Annotated in this window: 23 protein-coding genes; 16 read left to right on the forward strand and 7 right to left on the reverse strand. The window is 64.1% G+C overall.

Features of this window, described 5'->3' with window-relative positions:
* Positions 1-7: 7 nt before the first annotated feature.
* A complete protein-coding gene (locus NKH43_RS17105) occupies positions 8-589 on the reverse strand; it encodes a histidine phosphatase family protein (protein ID WP_352548107.1) in 582 nt (193 codons plus the stop codon).
* 229 nt (positions 590-818) lie between these two features.
* Here NKH43_RS17105 and NKH43_RS17110 point away from each other — a divergent pair, with 229 nt between their 5' ends.
* Entirely contained in the window at positions 819-2,222 is a 1,404-nt protein-coding gene (locus tag NKH43_RS17110; RefSeq protein ID WP_352592983.1) for an MATE family efflux transporter, read from the forward strand.
* A gap of 16 nt (positions 2,223-2,238) precedes the next feature.
* Here NKH43_RS17110 and NKH43_RS17115 read toward each other — a convergent pair whose 3' ends face one another.
* The 4 genes from NKH43_RS17115 to speB form a co-directional block, all read right to left on the reverse strand.
* A complete protein-coding gene (locus NKH43_RS17115) occupies positions 2,239-2,886 on the reverse strand; it encodes an amino acid ABC transporter permease (protein WP_023722520.1) in 648 nt (215 codons plus the stop codon).
* The gene (locus tag NKH43_RS17120; protein ID WP_352548064.1) at positions 2,883-3,551 is read right to left on the reverse strand and encodes an amino acid ABC transporter permease; all 669 of its coding nucleotides are present in this window, start codon (positions 3,549-3,551) and stop codon (positions 2,883-2,885) included. The genes NKH43_RS17115 and NKH43_RS17120 overlap by 4 nt, the downstream gene beginning before the upstream one ends.
* Positions 3,552-3,557: 6 nt before the next feature.
* Positions 3,558-4,367, reverse strand: a complete 810-nt coding sequence (locus NKH43_RS17125; protein ID WP_352859135.1) for a transporter substrate-binding domain-containing protein — start codon at positions 4,365-4,367, stop codon at positions 3,558-3,560.
* A gap of 138 nt (positions 4,368-4,505) precedes the next feature.
* The gene (gene speB / locus NKH43_RS17130) at positions 4,506-5,567 is read right to left on the reverse strand and encodes an agmatinase (RefSeq protein WP_352859137.1); all 1,062 of its coding nucleotides are present in this window, start codon (positions 5,565-5,567) and stop codon (positions 4,506-4,508) included.
* A gap of 181 nt (positions 5,568-5,748) precedes the next feature.
* Between speB and gcvA the strand changes: the two genes are divergently transcribed.
* From gcvA to NKH43_RS17170, 8 genes are all read left to right on the forward strand, one after another.
* A complete protein-coding gene (gcvA, locus tag NKH43_RS17135) occupies positions 5,749-6,723 on the forward strand; it encodes a transcriptional regulator GcvA (RefSeq protein WP_352859139.1) in 975 nt (324 codons plus the stop codon).
* Between the two features lie 192 nt (positions 6,724-6,915).
* Positions 6,916-8,220, forward strand: a complete 1,305-nt coding sequence (pncB, locus tag NKH43_RS17140) for a nicotinate phosphoribosyltransferase (RefSeq protein WP_352484344.1) — start codon at positions 6,916-6,918, stop codon at positions 8,218-8,220.
* Between the two features lie 176 nt (positions 8,221-8,396).
* The gene (locus NKH43_RS17145) at positions 8,397-9,845 is read left to right on the forward strand and encodes a hypothetical protein (RefSeq protein WP_352640298.1); all 1,449 of its coding nucleotides are present in this window, start codon (positions 8,397-8,399) and stop codon (positions 9,843-9,845) included.
* Between the two features lie 163 nt (positions 9,846-10,008).
* Positions 10,009-11,313, forward strand: coding sequence for an ABC transporter substrate-binding protein (locus NKH43_RS17150; protein WP_023718162.1), 1,305 nt, complete (start codon positions 10,009-10,011; stop codon positions 11,311-11,313).
* A gap of 86 nt (positions 11,314-11,399) precedes the next feature.
* On the forward strand, positions 11,400-12,281 hold the full coding sequence (locus NKH43_RS17155; RefSeq protein WP_352859140.1) for a branched-chain amino acid ABC transporter permease: 882 nt from the start codon (positions 11,400-11,402) through the stop codon (positions 12,279-12,281).
* Entirely contained in the window at positions 12,278-13,240 is a 963-nt protein-coding gene (locus NKH43_RS17160; RefSeq protein WP_352859141.1) for a branched-chain amino acid ABC transporter permease, read from the forward strand. The genes NKH43_RS17155 and NKH43_RS17160 overlap by 4 nt, the downstream gene beginning before the upstream one ends.
* Positions 13,237-13,965 (forward strand): ABC transporter ATP-binding protein, encoded by a 729-nt coding sequence (locus NKH43_RS17165; RefSeq protein ID WP_352859143.1) that lies wholly within the window; start codon positions 13,237-13,239, stop codon positions 13,963-13,965. Before NKH43_RS17160 ends, NKH43_RS17165 begins: the two co-directional genes overlap by 4 nt.
* Positions 13,958-14,677: an ABC transporter ATP-binding protein gene (locus NKH43_RS17170; RefSeq protein WP_352484342.1), complete on the forward strand. Its 720-nt coding sequence runs from the start codon at positions 13,958-13,960 to the stop codon at positions 14,675-14,677. Before NKH43_RS17165 ends, NKH43_RS17170 begins: the two co-directional genes overlap by 8 nt.
* On the opposite strand, the gene NKH43_RS17175 is transcribed toward NKH43_RS17170, so the two are convergent.
* Positions 14,678-16,105 carry a sodium:proton antiporter gene (locus tag NKH43_RS17175; RefSeq protein ID WP_352859145.1) on the reverse strand — a complete coding sequence of 476 codons (1,428 nt, stop codon included), beginning with the start codon at positions 16,103-16,105 and terminating at the stop codon, positions 14,678-14,680.
* A gap of 40 nt (positions 16,106-16,145) precedes the next feature.
* A complete protein-coding gene (pncA, locus tag NKH43_RS17180; protein WP_023718168.1) occupies positions 16,146-16,745 on the reverse strand; it encodes a bifunctional nicotinamidase/pyrazinamidase in 600 nt (199 codons plus the stop codon).
* 272 nt (positions 16,746-17,017) lie between these two features.
* Between pncA and NKH43_RS17185 the strand changes: the two genes are divergently transcribed.
* The 7 genes from NKH43_RS17185 to tcmP all read left to right on the forward strand — a co-directional run.
* Positions 17,018-17,878, forward strand: coding sequence for an FAD binding domain-containing protein (locus NKH43_RS17185; RefSeq protein ID WP_352859147.1), 861 nt, complete (start codon positions 17,018-17,020; stop codon positions 17,876-17,878).
* Positions 17,878-20,631: a molybdopterin-dependent oxidoreductase gene (locus NKH43_RS17190; RefSeq protein ID WP_352495112.1), complete on the forward strand. Its 2,754-nt coding sequence runs from the start codon at positions 17,878-17,880 to the stop codon at positions 20,629-20,631. The genes NKH43_RS17185 and NKH43_RS17190 overlap by 1 nt, the downstream gene beginning before the upstream one ends.
* On the forward strand, positions 20,628-22,169 hold the full coding sequence (locus NKH43_RS17195) for a 6-hydroxynicotinate reductase (RefSeq protein ID WP_352484339.1): 1,542 nt from the start codon (positions 20,628-20,630) through the stop codon (positions 22,167-22,169). Before NKH43_RS17190 ends, NKH43_RS17195 begins: the two co-directional genes overlap by 4 nt.
* A complete protein-coding gene (locus NKH43_RS17200) occupies positions 22,169-23,044 on the forward strand; it encodes a UPF0280 family protein (protein ID WP_352495043.1) in 876 nt (291 codons plus the stop codon). The genes NKH43_RS17195 and NKH43_RS17200 overlap by 1 nt, the downstream gene beginning before the upstream one ends.
* A complete protein-coding gene (locus NKH43_RS17205; RefSeq protein ID WP_023718173.1) occupies positions 23,037-23,621 on the forward strand; it encodes an amino acid synthesis family protein in 585 nt (194 codons plus the stop codon). The genes NKH43_RS17200 and NKH43_RS17205 overlap by 8 nt, the downstream gene beginning before the upstream one ends.
* A complete protein-coding gene (locus tag NKH43_RS17210) occupies positions 23,618-24,079 on the forward strand; it encodes a MarR family winged helix-turn-helix transcriptional regulator (RefSeq protein ID WP_023718174.1) in 462 nt (153 codons plus the stop codon). The genes NKH43_RS17205 and NKH43_RS17210 overlap by 4 nt, the downstream gene beginning before the upstream one ends.
* A 143-nt stretch (positions 24,080-24,222) precedes the next feature.
* On the forward strand, positions 24,223-24,650 hold a 428-nt coding region (gene tcmP / locus NKH43_RS17215), incomplete at its 3' end, for a three-Cys-motif partner protein TcmP (protein ID WP_352717508.1).

Below are 24,650 nucleotides of genomic sequence, written 5' to 3' on the forward strand. Positions count from 1 at the left end.
TCGGCGGCTATCTCTGGTTCCAGCGCCGGACGACCGGTTCGTCAAGGCCGTGCTCATAACCGATCACGCTTACGCTGGCGGTATCCAGCACGAAAAGCGCGCCGTCTTGCGGTGGCAGGCCGAGCCAGCGTGCGGCTAGCACCCTCAGGAAATGCGAACTTGAGAAGACCAGGACATTGCCGCTGGCCTCGAGCAACTGGCTGACGATCCGGTCCGCCCTCGAGCCTACATCCGTGGCGGACTCGCCGCGCGGGCAGCCGTCGCGAAAGAGCCGCCAACCGGGACGCTCGGCGAGGATTTGCTTGGTGGTCAATCCCTCATAGGCACCATAATCCCACTCCGCCAGATCGTCCTTCTTCACGCCTGACGAGCCGAAGCCGGCCAGCGCACAGGTGTTGAAGGCGCGCTGCGACGGGCTCGACCACACCGCCGAGAAGGATAGACCCTTTAGCCGCTCAGTGACCCGCCTTGCCCCATCCTCGCCGGCCGGCGTCAGCGGTATGTCGGTCCGGCCGGTATGTTTTCCGGACGCACTCCATTCCGTCTCGCCATGCCGAACCAGATAGATTTCGGGAAACGCGCTCATCAGGCTGCCTTTCAAAGGAATCCACCGTGACCATAGCGGCTTCCATGGCCTCTCCAATAGCCTGCATTGAGCCGACTGGCTTAACCCTTCCGCAAGTCAGCCTCTTGCCACCGGTGCCCATTTCATAGACAAACCCGTCGTAATGCGGAATCCGGCCGATCTTGGCCATTTTCCGCGCTGAGACGCGGCTTCCGGCTCTTGCCGACGTGCCGCAATCGGATAGGCGGAAAAAATGTCTGCGATCGAAGCCGACGCTCGCGCGCCGGAAAACCTTTGGCGTCGGGAAATCAGGGCGATGCTGGCGCTCGCCTGGCCGATGGTGCTGACCAATCTCGGTCAGACCGCGATGACCGCTACCGACGTCATGATGATGGGGCGGCTGGGGCCGGACACGCTGGCCAGCGGTGCGCTTGGTGCCAACCTTTACTTCATGCCGCTGATCTTTGGACTTGGCCTGATGCTGGCGACCTCGCCGATGATGGCGACCGAGCTCGGCCGTCGCCGCCACTCGGTGCGCGACCTGCGCCGCACCGTGCGCCAGGGTCTGTGGCTGGCGATCCTCATTTGCATTCCGATCTGGGTCTTTCTCTGGCACGGCGAGGCCGTGTTGCTGGCCATGGGTCAGGAACCGGCACTGGCGCATCAGGCCGGCATCTATCTGCGCTGGCTCGAATGGGCGGTGCTGCCCTTTTTCGGCTACATCGTCCTGCGCTCGTTTATTTCGGCGCTGGAGCGGCCGGGCTGGGCACTGATCATCGTTTTCGTTGCCGTCGCCTGCAACGCCTTTTTCAACTGGCTGTTCATGTTCGGCAATCTCGGCATCCAATCGATGGGCATCGCCGGCTCCGGCCTCGCCACCACGCTGTCCAGCACGTTAATGTTCGCCGGCATGGCGGCGGTGGTGATGCTTGAGAAGAAATTCCGGCGCTATCGTCTGTTCGGACGCTTCTGGCGGGCCGATTGGCCGCGCTTCAAGGGCCTGCTGCGGCTCGGCCTGCCGATCGCCGGCCTGCTGGCGTTTGAGGTGACGATTTTCAACGCGGCGGCCTTTCTCATGGGCCTGATCGATGCGGCTTCGCTTGCCGCCCATGCGATCGCCATCCAGATCGCCTCGATCACCTTCATGGTGCCGCTCGGCCTCAACCAGGCGGTGACGGTGCGCGTCGGACTTGCCCACGGCGCCGGCAATCCGGAAGGTGTCAGCCGGGCCGGCTGGACCGCGTATGTCGTCGGTGTCTCCTTCATGGCGCTAATGGGGCTAGTGATGATCCTGTGGCCGCATCTCTTGATCGGCGCCTTCATCGATCTGGGCAATCCGGCTAATGCCGAGGTGGTGGCGCTTGCCGTGTCGTTCCTCGCCTTTGCCGCGCTGTTCCAGGTTTTTGACGGCGCGCAGGCGGTGGCCAGCGGCATGCTGCGCGGCCTGCATGACACCAAGGTGCCGATGATCTACGCCGCAATCGGCTATTGGGGCATCGGCCTGCCGCTCGGCGTGCTGCTGGCCTTCCGATTCGGCTTCAACGGCGTCGGCATCTGGATCGGCCTGTCGTCCGGGCTGGCGGTGGTCGCCGCGCTCCTGCTGGGACGCTGGCTGCGGCGGGACAGGATCGCGCCGCCGCTGGTGTTCGGGCGTTGAATTGCTGGTCGCCCGCTCAGCGGGCCGCCGCCCGCTGTTCCAGCGAGCGCGCATATTGCGTCAGCGGAAAGCACATGACGAAGAAGATCAGCGCTACCAGCCCATAGACTTTGAACGGTTCGAAGGTCGCATTGTTGATCGCGTTGGATGTCCTTACCAGCTCCTCGAAACCGATGATCGAGGTCAGCGCGGTCGACTTGATCAGCTGCACCAGGAAGCCGACGGTCGGGGCGCGGGTGATCGAAAACGCCTGAGGCAAGATGATCAGCCGGAGTTCCTGCAGATAGTGCAGGCCGAGGCTGGCGCCGGCGTCCCACTGGCCGCGCGGCAGCGCATCGACGCCGCCGCGCCAGATCTCGGCGAGATAGGCGCTGGCAAAGAAGGTCAGGCCAAGCACCGCCGCGGTCCACGGCTCGATGCGCAGGCCCAGCATCGGCAAGCCGAAGAACATCAGGAACAGCTGCATCAGCAGCGGCGTGCCCTGGAAAAGCGCGATGTAGCCGGAGGCAAACCGCCGCGCCCATTTATTCTTGGCGATCCGGAAGAACAGCACGATCATGCCGACCACGGCGCCGCCGACAAAGGCGGCCAACGACAAGAGCACTGTCCAGCGCGCCGCCAGCAGCAGGTTGCGCAGAATGTCCCAGAAGGTGAATTCGATCATGACACGCCGGCTCCAAGAAGCCGGCGCCCGCCGCCGACCAGCAGCCGGCGCAGCCCAATCGACAGGATGAGATAGACCATCGTCACCACGAAATAGGTCTCGAAAGCCCGGAACGTGCGCGCCTGCAGCATGTCGGCTTCATAGGTCAGCTCGCGCACCGCGATCTGCGACACCACGGCGGATTCCAGCATCATGATGACGATCTGGCTGGTCAGCGCCGGATAGATCACCTTGAGCGCCTGCGGCAGCACGATCTTGATGAAGACCTGGCGCGGCCTGAGCCCAAGCGCCATTGCCGCTTCCGTCTGCCCGGGCGGCACCGCGTCGAGTCCGGCGCCAACGATCTCGATCGTGTAGGCCGCCATGTTGAGCGTCATCGCCAGCATGGCTGCCAGCACGGGATCGAGCCTCACGCCGATGCTTGGCAGCCCGAAGAAGATGAAGAACAGCTGCACCAGGAACGGCGTGTTGCGGATCACCTCGACATAGACGCCGATCGCCCGCTTGAGCAGCAGCGGGCCGTTCCGCCGCCCTGCGGCGCCGAGGATGCTGAGCAACGTTCCCGCCAGCGTGGTCACGGCGATCAACAGGATCGTCGTGGCCGCGCCGCGCGCGATCGCCCCTGTCGCCCCGGCAAGCCAGCCGAAGTCGAGGCTATAGGTCACCGGCCGTCAATCCTTGAGATTGGCGGGATCGAGCGGTGTCTTCAGCCAGGCCTTCGAGCTTTCGTCCAGTTTGCCGTCGGCCAGCATCTTGGCAACCGCATCGTTGACCGCTTGCTTGAGGCGGTCTTCCTTCTTGTTGAGGCCGATATGCGATGGCGAGGTGAGAAGCTGGAATTTCTGTTCCGGCTTCAGCGCCTCCTGGCGGGCGAGCACCTGGGCGCCGACATCGTTGCCGACCACCATCAGCTGGGTCTGGCCCGAAATGAAGGCCTGGATGACGGAATTGTAGTTGTCGAAGCGGCGGATGTCGGCCGAGGCGGGTGCTGCCTCGGTCAGCGAGGTGTCCTCCAGCGTGCCGCGATTGACGGCGATCGACTTGTCGGCAAGGTCTTCCTTGCCTTTGACCGCAAGTGCTGCCGGGCCGATGACGGCGATGTAGTAAGGCGCGTAGGCGGCGGCGAAATCGATCACCTGCTCACGCTCCTTGGAATAGCCGACGCTCATCAGCAGGTCGACGCGCTTGTCGGTCAGGTACGGAATGCGGTTCTGCCCGGTCACGCTGACCAGATTGAGCTTGACCTGGAGCTGGTCGGCGATGGATTGCGCCACGTCGATGTCGTAGCCCTTGATGCTCATATCGGCGCTGGCCGAGGAGAAGGGCGGGAAATCGGAAAAGATGCCGACATTGATGGCGCCGGCCTTGGTGATGTCGTCGATAGCGTCGGCATTGGCGGCCTGGGTAGTGAAACCAAAGCCGGTTGCGCCGAGCATCAGCACGGCGGCGATGGATGATTTGAGTTTCATGTGAAGTGTCATTGTCGTTCCCCTGCTGGAAGCTTGTTTGTGTGAGTGTAACCGCCGGCTCCAGCGCGGCGGTCGCCTTTGGGATTTTCTAGTGGACCATGATCGTCTCCGAAAACCGGTTCCCACTTTTCGGGATCATGGTCGAGCATGTCAGCCCGCCTTGCTGGTGATTGCCGGGCTGAAGACCATCAGGCTGAGGATCTCGAACAGCACCTGCGCGCCGGCATGCGCCGTGTTGGTGGTCGCGTCATATTGCGGCGCCACCTCGACGACGTCGCCGCCGACGATATTGAGGCCCTTCAGGCCGCGCAGCAGCTCGAGCACTTCGCGCGTCGTCAGCCCGCCGACCTCCGGCGTGCCGGTGCCCGGCGCGAAGGCAGGATCGACGCTGTCGATATCGAAGGAGACATAGGTCGGGCCGTCGCCGACTATCCTGCGCGCCTTCTCGATAATGGCGGGAATGCCGAGGCCGGTCACCTCTTCGGCATGCACCACGGTCATGCCGGACTCATAGGTGAACTCCCAAAGGTACTCGGCCGAGCCGCGAATGCCGATCTGGATGGTGCGGCTCGGGTCGAGCACGCCGTCCAGCACCGCGTTGCGGAACGGACCGCCATGGTGGAACTTGGTCATGTCGAACAGGCCGCTGGTGTCGCAATGGGCATCGATATGGATCATGCCCACCGGCGCCTTCTTGCCGACAGCCTTCAGGATCGGGTGGCTGATCGAATGGTCGCCGCCGACAGACAAGGGCAGGACGCCGGCGTCGACGATCTGGTCGGTGCGGCGTTCGATGTCGTCATGGCTGGTCTCCAGCCGGTAGCGGCTCTGGAACGGCACGTCGCCAATGTCGGCGACTTTCAGCTCATGCGTCGGTGCGCATTCCAGCACATGATTGTAGGGGCCGATGCGCTCGATGGCGCGCAGCGCCCTTGGCCCGAAACGGGCGCCCGGCCGGTTGGTGACGCCCAGATCCATCGGCACACCGATCATCGCCACCTGAAGATCGCCGAAATCCGGATTGTCGGCGGCGATTTCACGATAGGGCGCCGCGAGGAAGGTCGGGATGCCGGAATAGGGCGCCAGCCGCGTGCCGGTCTTGGAGAAGATCTTGTCGGCGACACGCTGGAATTTCGGGTCGAACATTTCGCCGCCATGGCTCTCGCCGTATTTGCGGCGCAGCGCTTCGAGCTTGCCGCGGTCATAACCCATGTCGGTCCTCCATGGCTGGTGCAGCGCGGACGGCGGCCTCGATAGCCGCAGCCGTTGGCTGCCTGCAGATTTCACGTCTTGATGCAATGCTTGGGCAAAGTGTCCTGTAGCTGCATTGAAAAATCAATTGATATTGTTAGGGTGTTCGCTGTGAGAAAATCTCACAGAGCTTAGGTTCCAAATGGCCAAGCGTTTGCCACCGCTCAACCCGCTGCGCGCCTTCGAGGCGACGGCGCGCCATGCCTCGCTGACCAAGGCGGCGGTCGAGCTGAACGTCACCCACGGTGCCATCAGCCATCAGATCAAGGCGCTCGAGCAATCGTTGGGCGTCAAGCTGTTCGAGCGTGCCGGCCAGCGGGTGAAGCTGACGCCGCACGGCGCCGAATTGCTGCCGGCGGTGTCGACAGCCTTCGACGGCATTGCCGCCGCCACGCAGCGCATGACACGGCCGGCCAGCACCGGCGCGCTATCGGTATCCTGCGTGCCGGCGCTGCTATTGCTGTGGATGATCCCGCGGCTGGGCAGCTTCACTTCGCAATATCCGGATATCCGGCTGACGCTGATCCCATCCAATGATGCCAAGGACGTCCGCGCACCGCATATCGATGTCTGCGTGCACTATGGTGACGGCAGCTGGACCGATTGCTGGATGCGCAAATGGTCGGGTCTCGAACTGTTCCCGGTGGTCAGCCCGACGCTGATCAACAACCGCCCGATCCGCACCGTCCGCGACCTCGCCGATCACGTCTTCCTGCATGGCGACGACGGCCGCGAATGGCACACCTGGCTGGCCGCCGCCGATGCGCTGGACCTGGAGCGCGGCCGCCGCCACCATCTCGGCGACGCGCGCATGGCGACCGAGGCCGCAGTCCACGGCCATGGCGTGGCGCTCGGCGACACGGTGACGGCAAGCGGACTGCTCGCCAGGGGTCTGCTTGTCGCGCCATTCAGCCTTTCCGTGCCGGCCGTCGACGATTTCTACGTCGTCTGCCGCAACGAGATGCGGTCGGCGCCGATCGTGCAATTGTTCATCGACTGGCTGTTTGCCGAGAAAGAGCAGGCCGATCGCCGCGCCGACGCGCCGGTGGCAGGCCGCATCGGCTTTCGCCGCAAGCGTCCAGCGCTCAAGGTGGTCGGCGCCAAGACCGCATCCTGAGGCCGAAACTGCCGTGGGCGCCGCTTGCCGCAGGGGCTTCTTTTTGTCGGGCCAGCCCGCAAAGCGGGAGGCGCGTTCAAAAATTCGATGCTAAGAGGCATTTGGAGCAATTCCAGGAAAAGTGCGCAGCGGTTTTCCGCCCGGAATTGCGCTAGACAAAAGCTAGAACGAGCAGCGAAGGCGCATTGAGCGATGGCAAAGACCGATATAGCGCGGCGCGTCTACAACCACACCTGGAAGCTCGACCCGATCGTGCGTAGCTTGCTCGACACCGATTTCTACAAGCTTCTGATGCTGCAGATGATCTGGGGCATGTATCCCAAGGTCGACGCCACCTTCTCGCTGATCAACCGTACCACCTCGGTCCGCCTTGCCGAGGAGATCGACGAGACGGAGCTGCGCGAGCAGCTCGACCATGCCCGCACCTTGCGCTTCTCGAAGAAAGAGATGATCTGGCTCGGCGGCAACACCTTCTATGGCCGCAAGCAGATCTTCGAACCGGAATTCCTCGCCTGGCTGGAAAATTTCCGGCTGCCCGAATACGAGCTCTCCAGGCGCGACGGCCAATACGAACTCGCCTTCAGCGGCCCGTGGATGTACACGACGCTGTGGGAGATCCCGGCGCTGGCAATTATCAATGAACTTCGATCTCGCGCGGCCATGCGGGCGTTCGGGCCGTTCGCGCTCGACGTGCTCTATGCCCGCGCCAAGGCCAAGATGTGGGCCAAGACCGAGCGGCTGAAGGCGCTGCCCGGCATCCGCATCTCGGATTTCGGCACCCGCCGCCGTCATTCGTTCCTGTGGCAGCGCTGGTGCGTCGAAGCGTTGAAGGAGGGCATCGGCGAGGCCTTTACCGGCACCTCCAACGTCCTGCTCGCCATGGACAACGACCTCGAAGCGCTCGGCACCAACGCGCATGAGCTGCCGATGGTGTTCGCCGCGCTCACCAATTCGGAAAAGGAATTGAAGCAGTCGCCCTATAAGGTGTTGCAGGACTGGCAGCGCTACTACGGCGGCAATTTGCTGATCGTGCTGCCGGACACCTTCGGCACCGCGGCGTTCCTGCGCGATGCGCCGGACTGGGTCGCCGACTGGACCGGCTTCCGCCCCGACAGCGCGCCGCCGATCGAGGGCGGCGAGAAGATCATTTCCTGGTGGCGCGAAAAGGGCAAGGACCCCAAGCAGAAGCTGCTCATCTTCTCCGACGGGCTTGAGGTCGAGACCATCGAGGAGACCTACCGCCACTTCCGCGGCAAGGTGCGCATGTCCTTCGGCTGGGGCACCAACCTGACCAATGATTTCGAAGGCTGCGCACCGACCGAGACCAACCGGCTCGACGCCATCTCGCTGGTCTGCAAGGTCACCGAGGCCAATGGCAGGCCGGCGGTCAAGCTTTCCGACAATCCGGCCAAGTCGACAGGCGACGAGAAAGAGATCGAGCGCTATCTGCGCATTTTCGGCCAGAAGGACCGCGTGGAGCAGCTGGTGAAGGTGTGAGGGCCGACAAGAAGTATTTCTTGGAAAGCATGAGTTCCCGCCCACCCCCCTCTGTCCTGCCGGACATCTCCCCCTCAGAGGGGGAGATTGGCTCTCATCTCCGCTCTGGCCAACCCTCAACGAGGCAAGAAAAGCGCCGGCCGATTCAACTGCCAATCTCCCCCCTCGAGGGGGAGATGTCCGGCAGGACAGAGGGGGGTGCCGTAGAGCGCTGCCATAACCTAGTAGCCCTGCCGCGGTTCTCCTTCTTCCTGGCCCTTGCACCTGTATTCCTGCCCACCCCCGCCTTCGCCCACGCCTCCGACCGCGGCCACGTCCTGCTCCTCCCCACCGGCTACTACGTCGCCGGCGGCGCGCTCGCCGTCGCCGCCAGTTTCCTTGTCCTGGCGCTACTGAGGCCGGACTCCCTCGACCGCTTCTGGCGCAAACGCCTGCCGCTTTTCACCTTCGGCGACGGCGCGCGGACTGCCGTCAGCCTGATATCCTTTGCCGGCTTTGCAATTCTCACTGCCGCCGGCCTGTTCGGCAGCCGCGATCCGCTCTCCAATCCGCTGCCGCTGACCGTATGGACATTGCTCTGGGTTGGGCTGGCTTTGCTGCAAGGGCTCAGCGGCGATCTCTGGTCGTGGCTCAATCCGTGGTACGGGCCTTGCCGCGTCGTCTCGCGCCTGTCCGACAGAACGGAGCCACGGCGGCTGCCCCAGTGGCTCGGCTATTGGCCGGCTTTCGTGCTGTTCTTCGCCTTCGCCTGGTTCGAGCTGATCGACCCGGCGCCCGATGACCCGGGGCGGCTGACCTGGGCCGCCGGCGTCTACTGGCTGCTAAGCTTCGCGGCCATGCAGGTCTTCGGCTACCGCGGCTGGACCCGCAGCGGCGAGTTCCTGACAGTGTTCTTTTCGATGGTGGCGCGCTTCGCCATCGTCGAACGCAACGAGGACGGCCGGCTCAAACTCTGCTGGCCGGGCGCTAAGCTGCTCGAGGATGCGCCGCTGCCGCTCAGCGGCGTCGCCTTCCTGCTGCTTGCGCTGTCGTCGGTATCCTTCGACGGCCTGTCGAAAACCTTCTTCTGGCTAGGCCGGTTCGGCATCAATCCGCTGGAGTTTCCGGGACGCACCGCCTTGATCGGCATCGGCAGTTTCGGCCTTGTGCTGACCTTTGTCGTGCTTGCGGCCGTGTTCGCGCTTGCCGTCTTTCTTGGCCAGCACCTTGCCGGCAGCAAGCATTCCCTCGCTCACGCCGCAGGGCTACTAGTCTGGTCGATCGTGCCGATCGCGCTCGCCTATCACTTCGCGCATTATCTGACGGCGCTGCTGGTCGACGGCCAATATGCGATTGCCGCTCTCTCCGACCCGTTTGCGCTGGGCTGGAACCTGTTCGGCACCGCTGAACTGCCAATTGAAGCCGGCGTCGTCGCCGGCGCCGGCTCGGCGTGGTGGCTGTGGAATCTCCAGGCCGGCGTCATCATAGCCGGCCACATGCTTGCAGTGCTTGTCGCCCATGGCTTGGCCTGGCGATTGCACCCCATTCCCGCTCGCGCCGCGCTCAGCCAGTTTCCGCTCACGTTGCTGATGATCGCCTACACCGTCTTCGGCTTGTGGCTGCTTGCGACGCCAACCGCCGGGTGAACGAGATGCGCGATGCCCGTCAATCGAACCTTGGGGAAAGCTCGCTTGCCACGTCAGAGCTTTGGTGATTTAGTTTGTACACATGCAATTTTCGGCCCTCTTAGCAAGAGTGGCCCGCCTCGCTACAGCCATTGGTCAAAGCTCAAAAACAAGGGGAACTGCCGTGACTGACAAGAATGGGTTTTTCGATCTCTCCAGATCCGCTCTCACCCGCCGCACGGCGCTGAAGGTCCTTGCCGCCGGCGCCGGTCTTGCCGTCGCGCCGGGCTTCGTGCGCTACAGCCAGGCGCAGAGCTCGGCGCCGATCAAGATCGGCTTCCAGTCGCACCGCACCGGCATCGGCGCCGCCTATGGCCGCTGGTACGAGAAGACCACGGCCGCGGCGGTCAAGGCGATCAACGATGCCGGCGGCATCAACGGCCGGCCGGTCGAGGTGATCATCGAGGATGACGGCACCGATCCCGGCCGGGGCGCCGAAGTGGTCGGCAAATTCGCCTCCCAGCACAAGACCGACATCGTCTACGGCACGCTGTTTTCGCATGTCGTCATCGGCTCGGCGCCGGCCGCCGGCGAGGCCAAGATGCCCTATTTCGTCGTCAGTGAAGGTCACCACGTCGCGTCGACCAAATTGAACCGCTACGTCTTCCAGCCCGGCATCACCGACGTGAAGAGCCAGATCCAGTCGATGGCGCCGTGGATTGCCGCCAATGCCGGCAAGAAGGTGACGCAGATATTCCCCGATTTCGCTTTCGGCTACGATCATCGCGACTACCTGCCGCCGGCGCTGAAGGCGCAAGGCGCCGAGGTCATCGCGCAGATCGCCATCCCGCCGACGGAATCCTCCTTCACCAAATATTTTCCGCAGATCCCGGCCGAGACCGAGGTGATTTACCACGTCATGGTCGGCCCGGCGGTGCTCACCTTCGTCAAGGAACTCGGCGAGTTCTACGGCTCCAACCGGCCGCAATTGTTCGGCTTCATCGATTCGCTCGAAGCCACCGACATCAACAGCCCCGGCCTCGAATTCCTCGATGGCAGCCATTTCTGGGAAGGCTCGCCACGCTATGCGCAGCCCGATGACTCCCCTGCACAGAAGGCCTATCGTGCCGCCGTCGGCATCGACGACAATGGTGCATCTGTCGGCGATCCCAAGGACGTCTCCACCGCCGCGCACATGTTCGGCTGCTGGGAAACGCTCTACGTCGTCAAGAAGGCGATGGAGGATGCCGGCTATAAGGGCCCGGAAGACCGCGCCAAGCTGGTCGAGGCGACCGAGGCGTTGACCGAGTTCGCCGAGGGGCCCGAGCATCCGCAGGGACCGAAAACCTTCAACGGCAAGATCCACCAGTGTTTTGGTATCCAGAACATCTCCAAGGTCGAAGGCGGCCGGCTGAATGTCGTCCACAAGACCAAGATCGAGGACGGCCTCTACGAGCCGGAAGGGGATTACACGACGCAGGCGCTGTGACCTTGGCTGCTGCAGCAAGCGTGAGCGCCAAGACACCTCCCTCTGGCCAGAGGGGGGTGCTTCGCGCATCCGCCGGTGCTTAGCCGATGCACTTCGGACCCCACCTGCTCCTCGCCGCCCTCGAAGGCCTCGTCACCTCCGCCGTCCTGGCGCTGACGGCGCTTGGCCTGTCGCTGGTGTTCGGCGTCATGCGCGTCGTCAATGTCGCGCATGGCGAGTTCTTCATGCTGGGCGCGGTGCTTGCCTGGGCGATTTCTACGGCGATATCCGGCCATCCGGCGCTCGGCTTCCTGGCCGCCCTGGTGCTGGCGCCGCTGATCGTCGGCTTGATCGCACTGCTCGCCGAACGGCTGGTCCTGCGCCGACTCAACTACAATCCGGAAGCCACCATCGTCGCCACCATCGGCATGCTCTACATCATCCAGCAATTGGCGCTGACCTTCTACGGCCCGGAGGCGCGGCCTGTGGAGCCGCCGTTCAGCTACCGCATCCTCCTGCCGTGGTTCGGCTATTCCGGCTACAAGCTGTCGATCATCGCCGCATCCGCGCTGCTTCTGGTCGCGACCTGGCTGGTGCTGACGCGCACGAAAATCGGCCTCATCATGCGCGCCACGCAATATGACGGCGAGACGGCGCAGGCCTTTGGCATTCCGGTGACCAGCGTCTATGCCGGGGTCTTCGCGCTCGGCGCCATGCTGGCGGCTGTGGCCGCGGTGCTGATCGTGCCGATCAGCCAGGCCCACTATCTGATGGGACAAGACCCGCTGTTGCTGTCGTTCATCGTCGTCATCATCGGCGGCCTCGGCTCGCTGCGCGGCACGGTCGTCGCCGCGGTGCTGATCGGCCTTTCCGACGGCATCATCTCGGTGTTCTTCTCACCGACGCTGGCCAAGATCATCGCCACCTTGCTCGTCGCCATGGTGCTGGTGTTCCGGCCGCAGGGCCTGTTCGGGACGGCATCGCGATGAAGGATGCTTCGCCGGCAAAGCCATATGCGCTTCACCTCGGCGTCATCGCCCTGCTTTTCGCCCTGAGCTTCGTCTTGCCGGAATACCATCACGGCCTGCTAGCTCGCATCATGGTGCTGGCGGTCTTCGCCATGGGCTACAATCTGCTGTTCGGCTATGTCGGGCTGCTCAGCCTCGGCCATGCCATGTTTTTTTCAGCCGGGCTCTATGGCGCCGGCCTCGCCGTCATTCATCTCGGCTGGAGCGTATCTGCCGCCTTCGCAGCCGGGCTTGCCTGCGGCGCACTTCTCGCGCTGGCGATCGCGCTGCTGGCGCTGCGCACCTCCGGCGTCGCCTTCATGATCGTAACAATGATGTTCGCTCAGGTATTCTATCTCGTCATCCTCTATCTCGCCGCCTGGACCGGCGGCGACCAGGGCATGGTCGTACCGCAGTCGATGCGTGTCCTTGTCCTGGGCAGCACGTCGCTCGACCTCACCAACCCGACCGTGCGCTATATGAGCGCGCTGGCGCTGTTCTCGATCGTGCTGCTTATAAGCCTGGCCATAGTCCGCTCCGGCTATGGCCGCGTGCTGGTCGCCATTCGCGAGAACGAGGAGCGGACAAAAATGCTCGGCTACGATACGTTTTCCAACAAGCTCGCCGCCGTCCTCGTCTCCGGCACCATCTGCGCGGGTTCCGGCGCCGCCTATGCGCTGCTGTTCGGCTATGTCGGCTCGAGCTTCGCTTCGGTGCAGTATTCCATCCTGCCGCTGCTCTGGGTGCTGCTGGGCGGTGCTGCCACCACGCTCGGGCCGCTGATCGGCACGCTGTTCATGTACTATGTCATCGACGTCGCTAGCGGCTACACCTCCGCCTATCTGCTGATCGTCGGCATCGCGCTGATCCTGCTGGTTTTGTTTTTCCCAAAAGGCATTCTCGGCAGCATTCGCCAGCGCTGGCTCGGATGGCTGCCATGATGCCGCTTTTGACCACCAAAGACCTGTCGCGCAGTTTCGGCGGCTTGCGCGCCGTCGACGGCGTCGACTTCGCGCTGATGCCGGGCGAGATCCGCGCTGTCATCGGCCCCAACGGTGCCGGCAAGACCACCTTCGTCAGCCTGGTCAGCGGCCGCATCCAGCCCTCGTCGGGCACGATCATCTTCGACGGCGCCGATATCACCAGCCTGCCTGCCTACGCCAGGGTTCGCCTTGGCATCGCCTATACATTCCAGATCACCAGCGTCTTTGCCAATCTCAGCGCCTACGACAATGTTGCCCTGCCGGTGCAGCGCACGCTGACCGACAGCCGCTCGAAGGGCGCGGTTCACACCGGCGTCATGGCGGCGCTCGAGCGCACCGGACTTGCCGACTGGGCGCAAATGCCGGCCGGGCAGTTGTCCTACGGTCACCAGCGCCTGTTGGAAGTGGCGATGGGGCTGGCACTGAAGCCGCGGCTGCTGATCCTCGACGAACCGACGCAAGGGCTGGCCGACAGCGAGATCGACAATTTCATCGAGCTGGTGCGCGAGATCGCCGATAGCGCCACCGTGCTTTTGGTCGAGCACAACATGCCGGTGGTCATGCAACTCGCCGACCGCATCACCGTCTTCAACGCCGGCAGGATTTTAGCTGAAGGCACGCCCGAGCAGATCCGCGGCAATGCCGCGGTGCAGGACGCCTATCTGGGGACCACCCATGGCTGAGGCCCAGTCCAGGGCACTGACGATCTCCGGGCTTGATTGCTTCTATGGCGAGGTCCAGGTGCTCTATGGCCTCGATCTCGTCTTGAGCGAGGGCGAGGTGCTCTGCCTGTTCGGCCGCAACGGCGCCGGCAAGACGACGACGCTGAAGGCGATCATGGGCCTGGTGCCGGCAAGCGCCGGCTCGATCCGGCTCGAAGGGCGGGAATTGACCGGCCTGCCGGCGCACGAGGTGCCCAAGGCCGGCGTCGCCTATGTGCCGCAGGGCCGGCGGCTGTTCGCCGAGATGACGGTGGCTGAAAACATCGAGATCGGCCTGATGGCCCGCAACAAGGGCAAGGCGACGCGCGAAAACGTGCTCGATCTCTTCCCGCTGCTGCGCCAGCGCCTCAGGCAGCGTTCCGGCACGCTATCGGGCGGCGAGCAGCAGATGCTGGCCATGGCCCGCGCCCTGTGTCTGGAACCGCAGGTGCTCCTGCTCGACGAGCCGACCGAAGGGCTGATGCCGTCGATGATCGCCAAGATCCGCGAAACCGTTTCGAAGCTGCGTGCGCTTGGCGTGTCGACAATCCTTGTCGAGCAGCGCGTCGATGCCGTGCTCTCGGTCGCAGACCGCGTTTGCTTCATCGAAAACGGCCGCAATCGCGAGACGGTCGACGTTGAGGAACTGCGTGCTGATCCCTCGGCGGTCCGCCGCTATGTCGGCGTCGGCTGATCAGGCAAAAAACAGCAAGCCGGCGAGCAGGAAAGTCGGGATCAGCACGGCGCCCGACCACGCCATGTAGCCAAAGAAGCTCGGCATTTTGATGCCGCGATGCCTGGCAATGGCATAGACCATGAAATTCGGCGCATTGCCGACATAGGTGTTGGCACCCATGAACACCGCGCCGGCCGAGATCGCCGCCAGCGTCGAGGCGAGCTCGGTCATCAGATGCTGCGCATCGCCGCCGGCCAGCTCGAAGAACACCAGATAGGTCGGCGCATTGTCGAGGAAGGACGACAGCGCCCCGGTCAGCCAGAAATAAGCGAGATTGTCGGGCGCGCCGGTCGGCGAGCTGACCAGCAGCACCAACGGCGCCAGCGCGCCGTCGAGGCCGGCCCGCAATATGGCGACGACCGGCACGATGCAGATGAAGATGCTGGCGAACAGCTTCGCCACCTCGGCAATCGGCCCCCAGCTGAAGGCGTTTGCGCCGCGAAACTCCTTTGGCGAGACGACAAGCGACGTGAAGGCCAGTATCAGGATGGCGGCGTCGCGCACCAGATTCTGCAGCTCGAGGCTGACGCCCTGAAAAGAGAAACTCACTCCCGGCTTCCAGGCAGCGGAAATCAGGATCGCGGCGATCACCCCTGCCAGCAGCGGGATGTTGGCCAGGCCGCGAATGCGCACCTTGCTGTCGGGCGTCGGATCCTTGATCTTCGGCGCGCCTTCCTCCCGGTGATGCATGATGATGTCGATCGCCAGGAAAACCGCCAGCACCACGCCGGCGACGAACAGTGTCTCGGGCAACAGGTGAACTGTCGTCCAGAAGAAATCGACGCCGCGCAGGAAGCCGACGAACAGCGGCGGATCGCCGAGCGGCGTCAGCGACCCGCCGATGTTGGACACCAGGAAGATGAAGAAGATGACGACATGGGCGTTGAAGCGCCGGTTGTCGTTGGCGCGGATGAGCGGCCGGATCAGGATCATCGAGGCGCCGGTTGTGCCGATGATCGAAGCAAGCACAGCGCCGCCCAGCAACAGCCCGGCATTGACCAGCGGCATGCCGTGGATGTTGCCGGCAACGAAGATGCCGCCCGAAATGGTGAACAGTGCGAACAACAGGATGATGAACGACATATATTCGGTGAGCAGCGCGTGCAGCACCGCCTGCGTTGCCGACGGGATGCCGAAGGCGAGCGCCAGCGGCCCGATCACCAACGCTGCCCAGAAAGCGGCAATCTTGCCGTAATGGTGCTCCCAGGCATGACGGAAGAGCAACGGCCCGGTCGCGATGCAAAGCAATAGCCCGGCAAACGGCAGCACCCACCACAGCGACATGGCGGCGCCCGGCAATTCGTGCGCTTCGGCCGCGAGAACCGCTCCCGGAGAAAAGATTGCGGCAATCAGTGCAGCACTTGCCGTCAACGCCGCAAACCGCATGAAGCCCCTCAAAAGTCTGTCAGGTTCGGCTGGATGACGTTCAAATCAGTGCCACGCCGGCATCGCGCATCCGGCCCAGCATCCTCTCCACGGAGCCGTTGAGATCGATGCCGCGGCAGGCGTCGAGCCGCACGGACGTCTCAAAACCGAGCTTGACCGCGTCGAGCGCCGAAAAGGCGACGCAGAAATCCGTCGCTAGGCCGACCAGGGTCAGCGTCTCGATGTTCCGATCCCGAAGATAGCCGGCAAGGCCGGTCGGCGTCGTCCGGTCGTTCTCGAAGAATGCCGAATAGCTGTCGATCGCAGGACGGAACCCTTTGCGGATCACCAGCTCGGCCTTGCTCCAGGCGAGGCCCGAATGGAAATCCGATCCCAGGCTGCCCTGGATGCAGTGATCCGGCCACAGCGTCTGGTGGCCATAAGGCACATCGATCGTTTCGAACGGTTGCTTGCCGGGGTGGCTGGAGGCAAAGCTGGAATGGCCGGCAGGGTGCCAGTCCTGCGTCAGCAGGACGTGCTCGGTCCGCCGGATCAGGTCGTTGACCAACGGCACGATTTCGTCGCCGCCGGCCACTTCCAGGGCGCCACCCGGGCAGAAATCGTTCTGCAGGTCGATGACGACAAGCGCTTCGTCGGCCATGGAGCCTCCTTATTTTCTTGGTCTTGAGCTTAGGCTCCAATGAAAACGCGACCGGACGCAGAAACTTGACCAGATGGCCGGCTGCGTCAACCTCTCACGGCATAACAAATGCGTTCCGGGCGCACCGGTGCCCATAGCCGTGCAAACTCTGGCTTTGACAATTCCTGCCGGCTTGATATCATTTGCATACGAATGAATTTCCTGCCTTGCATGCTCGGGAAAATCTTTCGGCAGGATCCCCTCTCGGGAAGTCCATTCTGGGAAGGCAAAGCGTGATCCGTTACGCAAAACCCACCACGGTCGACGAGGCCCTCGCTTTGCTGGGCGGAGGACAATGGCGCATCCTCGCCGGCGGCACCGACTTCTATCCGGCACAGGGCAGCAAGCCTTTCCGCGACAATGTCCTCGACATCAATGGCTTGGCGGCATTGCGCGGCATTGCCGAAGCCGAGAACCATTGGCTCGTTGGCGCGCGCACCACCTGGACCGATCTCGTCCGCCATCCGCTGCCGGCGGCTTTCGACGCGCTGAAGCAGGCGGCGCGGGAAGTCGGCTCGGTGCAGATCCAGAACGTTGCCTCGATTGCCGGCAATCTTTGCAATGCCTCGCCGGCCGCCGACGGCGTGCCGGCGCTGCTGGTGCTCGACGCCGAGGTCGAACTGCGTTCCTCGGTGGCGACCCGGCATCTGCCCCTTGCAGAATTCATCCTCGGCAACCGTCGCACCGCTCTGCAGCCCGGCGAAATGGTCACGGCAATCCGCATTCCCAAACCCGCGACCGCCGGCAGCTCCGCCTTCGTGAAGCTTGGCGCACGGCGTTATCTCGTCATCTCCATCGCCATGGCCGCCGCACGCCTGGCCATCGAAGATGGCATCGTCAGGAACGCGGTCGTCGCCGTCGGGTCCTGCTCGGTCGTCGCCACGCGCTTGGCGGGCGTCGAGGCGGCGCTGCGCGGCCGTCCGGTCGGCCCCGCGCTGGCCACTGCCATCCAATCCGCGCCAATGGACGAGCTGTCGCCGATCGGCGACGTGCGCGGCAGCGCCGAATATCGGCTGGATGCGGCGCGCGAGATCGTTGCCCGTGCCGTGCTTGGTGCTGTGGGCGCTATTCCCGGCGAAAGGGTGGCAGCATGATGGGCATGGAGCGCGCCGACATCGCCTTCGAGGTCAACGGCGCCGCCGTCAGCGTTTGCGTGCCGCCGGTGCGGCGGCTATCCGCCGTGTTGCGCGACGAGCTGCGGCTGACCGGCACCAAAATCGGCTGTGATGCCGGCGACTGCGGCGCCTGCACGGTGCTGGTCGACGGCGAGCCGGTCTGCGCCTGCCTGATGCCGGCGGCTTCCGCCTCCGGCACCGTGGTGACGACCGTCGAAGGTCTCGGCGATGGCAGGCTGTCGGCGCTGCAGGCCTCGTTTCTCAGCCATGGCGCAGCACAATGCGGCGCCTGCACGCCCGGCCTGCTGGTCGCCGCAACGGCACTCCTGGACAGGACGCCTTACCCGAGCGAGGCCGAAACGCAGGATGCGCTGGGCGGCGTGCTCTGCCGCTGTACCGGCTACCGCAAGATCGTCGCCGCGGTGATGGATGCTTGGCGCCACGCCGATGGTCTCGATCCGCGCATGCCATTGTCCGGCCATGCCGTCGGCTCCTCTCCGATCCGCCTCGATGGCGTGCCGAAAGTCACCGGCGTCGAAAAATTCGGCGGCGATTCCTTTCCCATGGATGCACTGTCGGTGCTGGTGATCCGCTCGCCGCATTATCATGCGGCCTTCAGCTTCGGCGATCTCGATGGCTGGGTGAAATCCCGTCCCGGCATTGCCGGCGTCTTTACCGCCGCCGACATTCCGGGAAAGAATTGTTTCGGCGTCATCGCGCCCTTCGCCGACCAGCCGGCGCTGGCCGAAGCATTTTCGCGCTTTCGCGGCGAGGCGGTGGCGCTGGTTGCCGGCGAACGCGAGGCCATCGTCGATCTCGACCTTGCCGATTTTCCTGTCAGTTGGACCGAATTGCCGCATTTTCTGGAGCCTTGCGAAGCACAGGCCGGCGCTGCGTCACTGGTCCATGAAAACCGGCCCTCGAACTTGCTCACCTCCGGCTTCGTCGAGCGTGGCGACCCCGAGGCCGCCCTTGCCGGTGCGGCTTTCGTCGTTTCCGGCGCCATCGACACCTCCTATGTCGAGCATGCCTATATCGAACCGGAAGCCGGCTATGCCTTCATGGACGGCGATACGCTGGTCGTCGTCGCCTGCACGCAGGCCCCCTATATGGACCGCGACGACACGGCAAAAGTGCTCGGCCTTGCCCCGGAAAAGGTGCGCATCGTGCCGACCGCCACCGGCGGCGGCTTCGGCTCCAAGCTCGATGTCTCGCTGCAACCGCTCATCGGCCTCGTCGCCATGAAAACCGGCCGGTCGGCGGCACTCGCCTATACCCGCACCGAATCGATGATCTCGACCACCAAGCGCCATCCCGCTCGGATGAGAGCGAGCATCGGCGCCGATGCCGACGGCCGCGTCACCGGCATGGTCTTCGCCGGCGATTTCAACACCGGCGCCTATGCCAGCTGGGGGCCGACGGTCGCCAACCGCGTGCCGGTGCACGCCTCCGGCCCCTATGCGACGCCGAACTATCGCGCCGAAGGCCGCGCCATCCACACCAATGGCCCGATTGCCGGCGCCTTTCGCGGCTTCGGCGTGCCGCAGGCGACGATCATGCAGGAGACCCTTTATGACGAGCTGGCCGACAAGCTCGGCATGGACCGGCTCGACTTCCGCTTGAAGAACTGCCTTCGGAACGGATCCGAAACAGTTACCGGGCAGCGGCTCGAGTCGGGCGTCGGCATCGCCGACTGCCTGGAGGCCCTCCGCTCACATTGGCAGCGTGCCCTTCGCGATGCCGAAGCGTTCAATGCCGGCAGCAGCATCAAAAAACGCGGCGTCGGCGTGGCCTCTTGCTGGTACGGCTGCGGCAACACCTCGCTGCCCAATCCGTCGACCATCAAGGTCGGCATCTCGGTATCGGGTGAAGTCGTCCTGCATCAGGGGGCGGTCGATATCGGGCAAGGTTCGAACACTGTCATCGCGCAGATCTGCGCCGACGCGTTGGGGCTTCCGCTTGAAAAGCTCCGGCTGAAAGGCGCCGACACGGCGATCACCCCCGACGCCGGCAAGACATCGGCCTCGCGCCAGACCTTCGTCACCGGCAAGGCCGCCGAAAAGGCCGGCCGCGCCTTGCGCGATGAGATCTTGCGTTTCGCCAATGTCTCGGAAAAGGCGGCGATTGCGCTGGACGGCACAAGTCTGAGCATCGGGGAAGGCGAAGCGACGCGCCGCATCGATCTTTCCTCGCTGAAGGCAGACGCCGAAGGATTCGTCTTCCGGGCCGAGGAAAGCTACGACCCGCCGACGCAGCCGCTCGATGCAAAAGGTCAGGGCAAACCTTACGCCGTCTATGGCTATGGCGCCCAGATCGCCGAACTGGAGGTCGACCTCAGGCTCGGCACCGTGAAGCTGATAAAAATCACCGCCGCGCACGATGTCGGCAAGGCCATCAATCCCTTGCTTGCTGAAGGCCAGATCGAGGGTGGAATCGCCCAGGGCATCGGCATGGCGCTGATGGAAGAATACATCCCCGGCCGCACCGAAAACCTGCACGACTATCTGATCCCGACGATCGGCGACGTGCCGCCGATCGAGACCATCTTGATAGAAGTTCCGGATCCGGAAGGACCCTTCGGCGCCAAGGGTTTGGGCGAGCATGTGCTGATCCCGACGGCGCCGGCGATCCTCAACGCCATACGCCATGCCGCCGGTGTGGTGGTCACCAAAATTCCGGCGACGCCGACCCGCATCCGCGCCGCCATCCTCGACAAGGAGGCGCGCCGATGAGCGAGCTTGCCGAACGATTCGAGACACACGATCCCGGCGAGAAGCTGGTGGCGGAGAAGATCCGCTGCGATGCCTGTCCGGTCATGTGCTACATCGCCGATGGCCGCACCGGCGCCTGCGATCGCTACGGCAATGTTGGCGGCAGGATCGTGCGGATGGATCCGCTGACCATCCTCGACCACGCGGCCGAGACAGGCGGCGCGGTCGTGCCCTTTGCCGAGGAAGGCAAGGGCTGGGACGGCGAACTGGTCAACACCGGCCGCCGCTTCGTCACCGCGATCGGCGCCGGCACCACCTATCCCGACTACAAGCCGGCGCCCTTCATCGTCAGCCAGGAGGTCGAGGGCGTCGATCTGGTCACCGTCGTCACCGAGGGCATCTTCTCCTATTGCGGCGTCAAGGTGAAGATCGACACCGACCGTCATATCGGCCCCGAAACGGCAACGGTCCGTGCCGAAGGCGAGGCGATCGGCCATGTCACCACCGGCGAATACGGCTCGCAGATGCTGTCGCTGGGCGGCGTGCATCATTTGACCGGCGGCTCAAAGGCTGAAGGGCGCGCCACCTGTGATGCCATGCTCAGGCTGTGCAACCGCAAGCCGGTCGAGCTCGTCATCGACGGCGGCGCCACCGTCATCGTCGAAGCCGGCAAACCGCCTGTCATCGACGGCAAACTCGAGCAGCGCATGCGCGTCGGCTGCGGTTCGGCCACCATAGGCATGTTCGCCACCCAGTGGCGCGGCCTTGTCGACGAGGTGGTGGTGGTCGACGACCACATCACCGGCGTCGTCTCCGAGCATCAGGCGGGCAAGGTGCTTGGCTGGCAGGATACCGGCATCAAGATCATCGGCCGCCGTTCGACGCCGGGCCGCTATTTCAAGGTGTCGGAGCCCGGCCTCGGCTGGGGCGGCACCAATATCTCCGACCCGCTGTCGATCCTTGGTGAATGGAGCGCCAAAAAGGGTGCGCGCCCCGGCATGTCGCTGCTGATGGTCTCGACCACCGGTGAGCAATTCGCCTATTACGAGCTCGACGACGAATTGAAGCCGGTGCAGAAACCGTTCCCGGAGCGGCTGCGGAAGTCGGTTGAACTGATCGAGGACAATTGCGAGCCGGCGCTCTGCACCGTGCTTTTCGTCGGCGGCGCCGGCGGCTCGCTGCGCGCCGGCGTCACCGAGAACCCGGTCAATCTGACCCGCTCGGTGCAGGGCCTCAAGACCTATGTGACGGTCGGCGGCGCGCCGGTCTATGTCTGGCCGGGCGGCGGCATCACGCTGATGGTCGACGTCATCCGCGTGCCGGAAGGCGCCTTCGGCTATGTCCCGACGCCGGCGCTGGTGGCGCCCATCGAATTCACCATGCGCCGCGACGATTATGTCAGGCTCGGCGGCTATGAAGCCGAAATCCGCAGCGTCGACGATATCCTGGCCAAGGGCGGCGAGTATCTCAACCCGCGCCGCGGTAAGGCCGCACCTCGCGACAATCCCTGGCCGCCGCTGGTGCAGCTGCGGCGCGCGACGACAAATGGGGCAGGGTGATGAACGGCCCGCAGGCGCATTGGCTCGAGGACGGCCGAAGGCTTCACCTCAATCATGGGCCGATCGATCTGATCGTCGAGGCCTTCGGCGAGGCGAGCGAATGCCGCGCCGCCTATCATCAGGCGGCAACGCGCTTCCAGACAATCCTGCCCGAACTGGTCGAAGAGTTGCCCGAACTGCGTCGCCAGGCGCCGCTGCGTCCTCGCATGTTTGTCGGCCCGACGGCACGTCGCATGGAAGCGGCGGTCGTTCCGCTAGCGAATCAATTTATCACACCGATGGCGGCCGTCGCCGGCTCGGTAGCCGACGAAGTGCTTGGCGCGCTGCTCGCCGGCCGCCGGCTCGAGCGCGCCTATGTCAACAATGGCGGCGACAGCGCGATCCATCTCGGCCACGGCCAGTCGATGACGCTTGCCATTGCCCGAACAGGTCACGGACTGGCAGACCGTCTCACGATCCGCGCCGAAGACGGGATCCGCGGCGTCGCAACAAGCGGCTGGCGCGGCCGTTCGTTTTCGCTCGGCATCGCCGACGCTGTCACCGTGCTGGCGCGGACGGGTGCTGAAGCCGACGCCGCCGCGACCTTGATCGCCAACGCCGTCGATCTGCCCGGTCATCCCGCCGTTACGCGCGTACGGGCGCGCGATCTCGCCCCGGACAGCGATCTGGGCGACCGACAGGTGACGCAAGACGTAGGGCCACTGTCCGCCGTCGAAATCGCTACCGCGTTGGACAGCGGGCTTGCCGTGGCGGAAGACTTTCGGCGGCGCGGCCTGATTGCCGCCGCGGCGCTTTTCCTCGACGGTCAGGCGCGCATCGCAGGTCCGATGGCGCTCGCCAATAAAGTTTTAGAGAGGGAAATTGCCCATGCCTGAGTTTCCGATCCGCAAGATCGCCGTGCTGACCGAAGAGATTTTTCACGAAGGCGGGCCGGTGGCGAAGGTGCCGCGGCGCCGCGCCGCGGCCATGGCCGTGGTGAAGAACCCGTTCGCCGGCCGTTACGTCGAGGAACTGCAGAGCGCGATGGAGGATTTGAAGCCGCTCGGGCTGCTGCTCTCCGACAGGCTCATTGCCGCATTGGGCGGCGACGTGAAACAGATCGACGGTTATGGCAAGGGTGCCATCGTCGGCGCGGCGGGCGAGCTGGAGCATGGCGCGCTGTGGCATGTGCCGGGCGGCTATGCCATGCGCGAACGGCTTGGCGACGCCAAGTCGATCGTGCCGTCGTCGAAGAAGGTCGGCGGCTTCGGCGCGCGGCTCGATGTGCCGCTCGGCCACATCAACGCGGCCTATGTGCGCAGCCATTTCGATGCCATGGAAATCGGCATCAGCGATGGCCCGCGTCCCGACGAGATCCTGTTTTGCCTCGCAATGACCTGCGGCCCGCGCGTACATGACCGCATGGGCGGGCTGGCTGCCAAGGACATCAAGGCATGGGATGGGCTGAGGTGAGCGCCGAAGACAATCTGCTCAAGCTGGTCGAGGCCGAGGAACCTGACGAAAACGACTATCGCTTGCAGGAGCAGGTCGGCTTTATCCTGCGCAAGGCGCACCAGCGCCATGTCTCGATCTTCGCCGCACACATCGCCGATCTGACGCCGCCGCAATTTGCCGCCTTGGCCAAATTGCGCGACGTCGGCGAGACCTCGCAGAACCAGCTTGGCAGCCTGATCGCCATGGATGCGGCGACGGTGAAAGGTGTCATCGACCGGCTGAAAGCGCGAGGCTTTGTCGAACTTAGCAAACACGAAGTCGACAAACGGCGCCTGCTGGTCAATCTGACGGCCGAGGGGCGCGACGCGATCGAGCGGCTGATTCCGCTTGCCCGCGAGATTACGCAGGAAACGCTGGCACCGCTTTCCGCCAAGGAGGCGGCCATTTTCATGAAGCTGCTGGCCAAGCTGGCTTAGGGCGGCGCTGCCACGAGAGAATGGCCTGACTTGGCAAGGCTTAGCTTGCTCGTCCACATGAAATGGGAAGGGTGGCGGCGTATCAGTCGGGGGGTGCCTTAGGAGGATGTGGTTAGCTCCTCGGTTGTCGATTGACACTAAAGGTGGTTGGATCGATCAAAACGGGGGCGTTGGTGGGGGAGCTTATTGAAGGCGACGATGGATCGCCTGTAGAGGTGGTCGGCGCTTGGGCCAAAACCAAGCACGAGTATCTATGTCGCTATGTCGACATCAGTCGCGGTGTTCGATCGAAATGGCTCGACCAGGGAAAAGCTGGCGCAACTCTGATTGATCCGTTCTGTGGACCAGGCAGGTGCAGGATTCGCGGTACCAGCGAATTTATTGATGGCGGTGTGGTTGCCGCCTGGAAAAAGAGCGCCGACAGCAAAACGCCATTCTCCGCGGTATATATCGGAGACATCGAAACCGAGCGGGTTGAGGCTTGCGGGAACTGTCAGGAATTCTGTGCGCGAGGCCGGTTTCGTCATTGGCTGACGAACCTTTCGCCGAAGACGACGGCGAACTGGGTCTT

It is taken from the genome of Mesorhizobium sp. M1163 (assembly GCF_040318415.1).
Classification (GTDB): Bacteria; Pseudomonadota; Alphaproteobacteria; order Rhizobiales; family Rhizobiaceae; genus Mesorhizobium.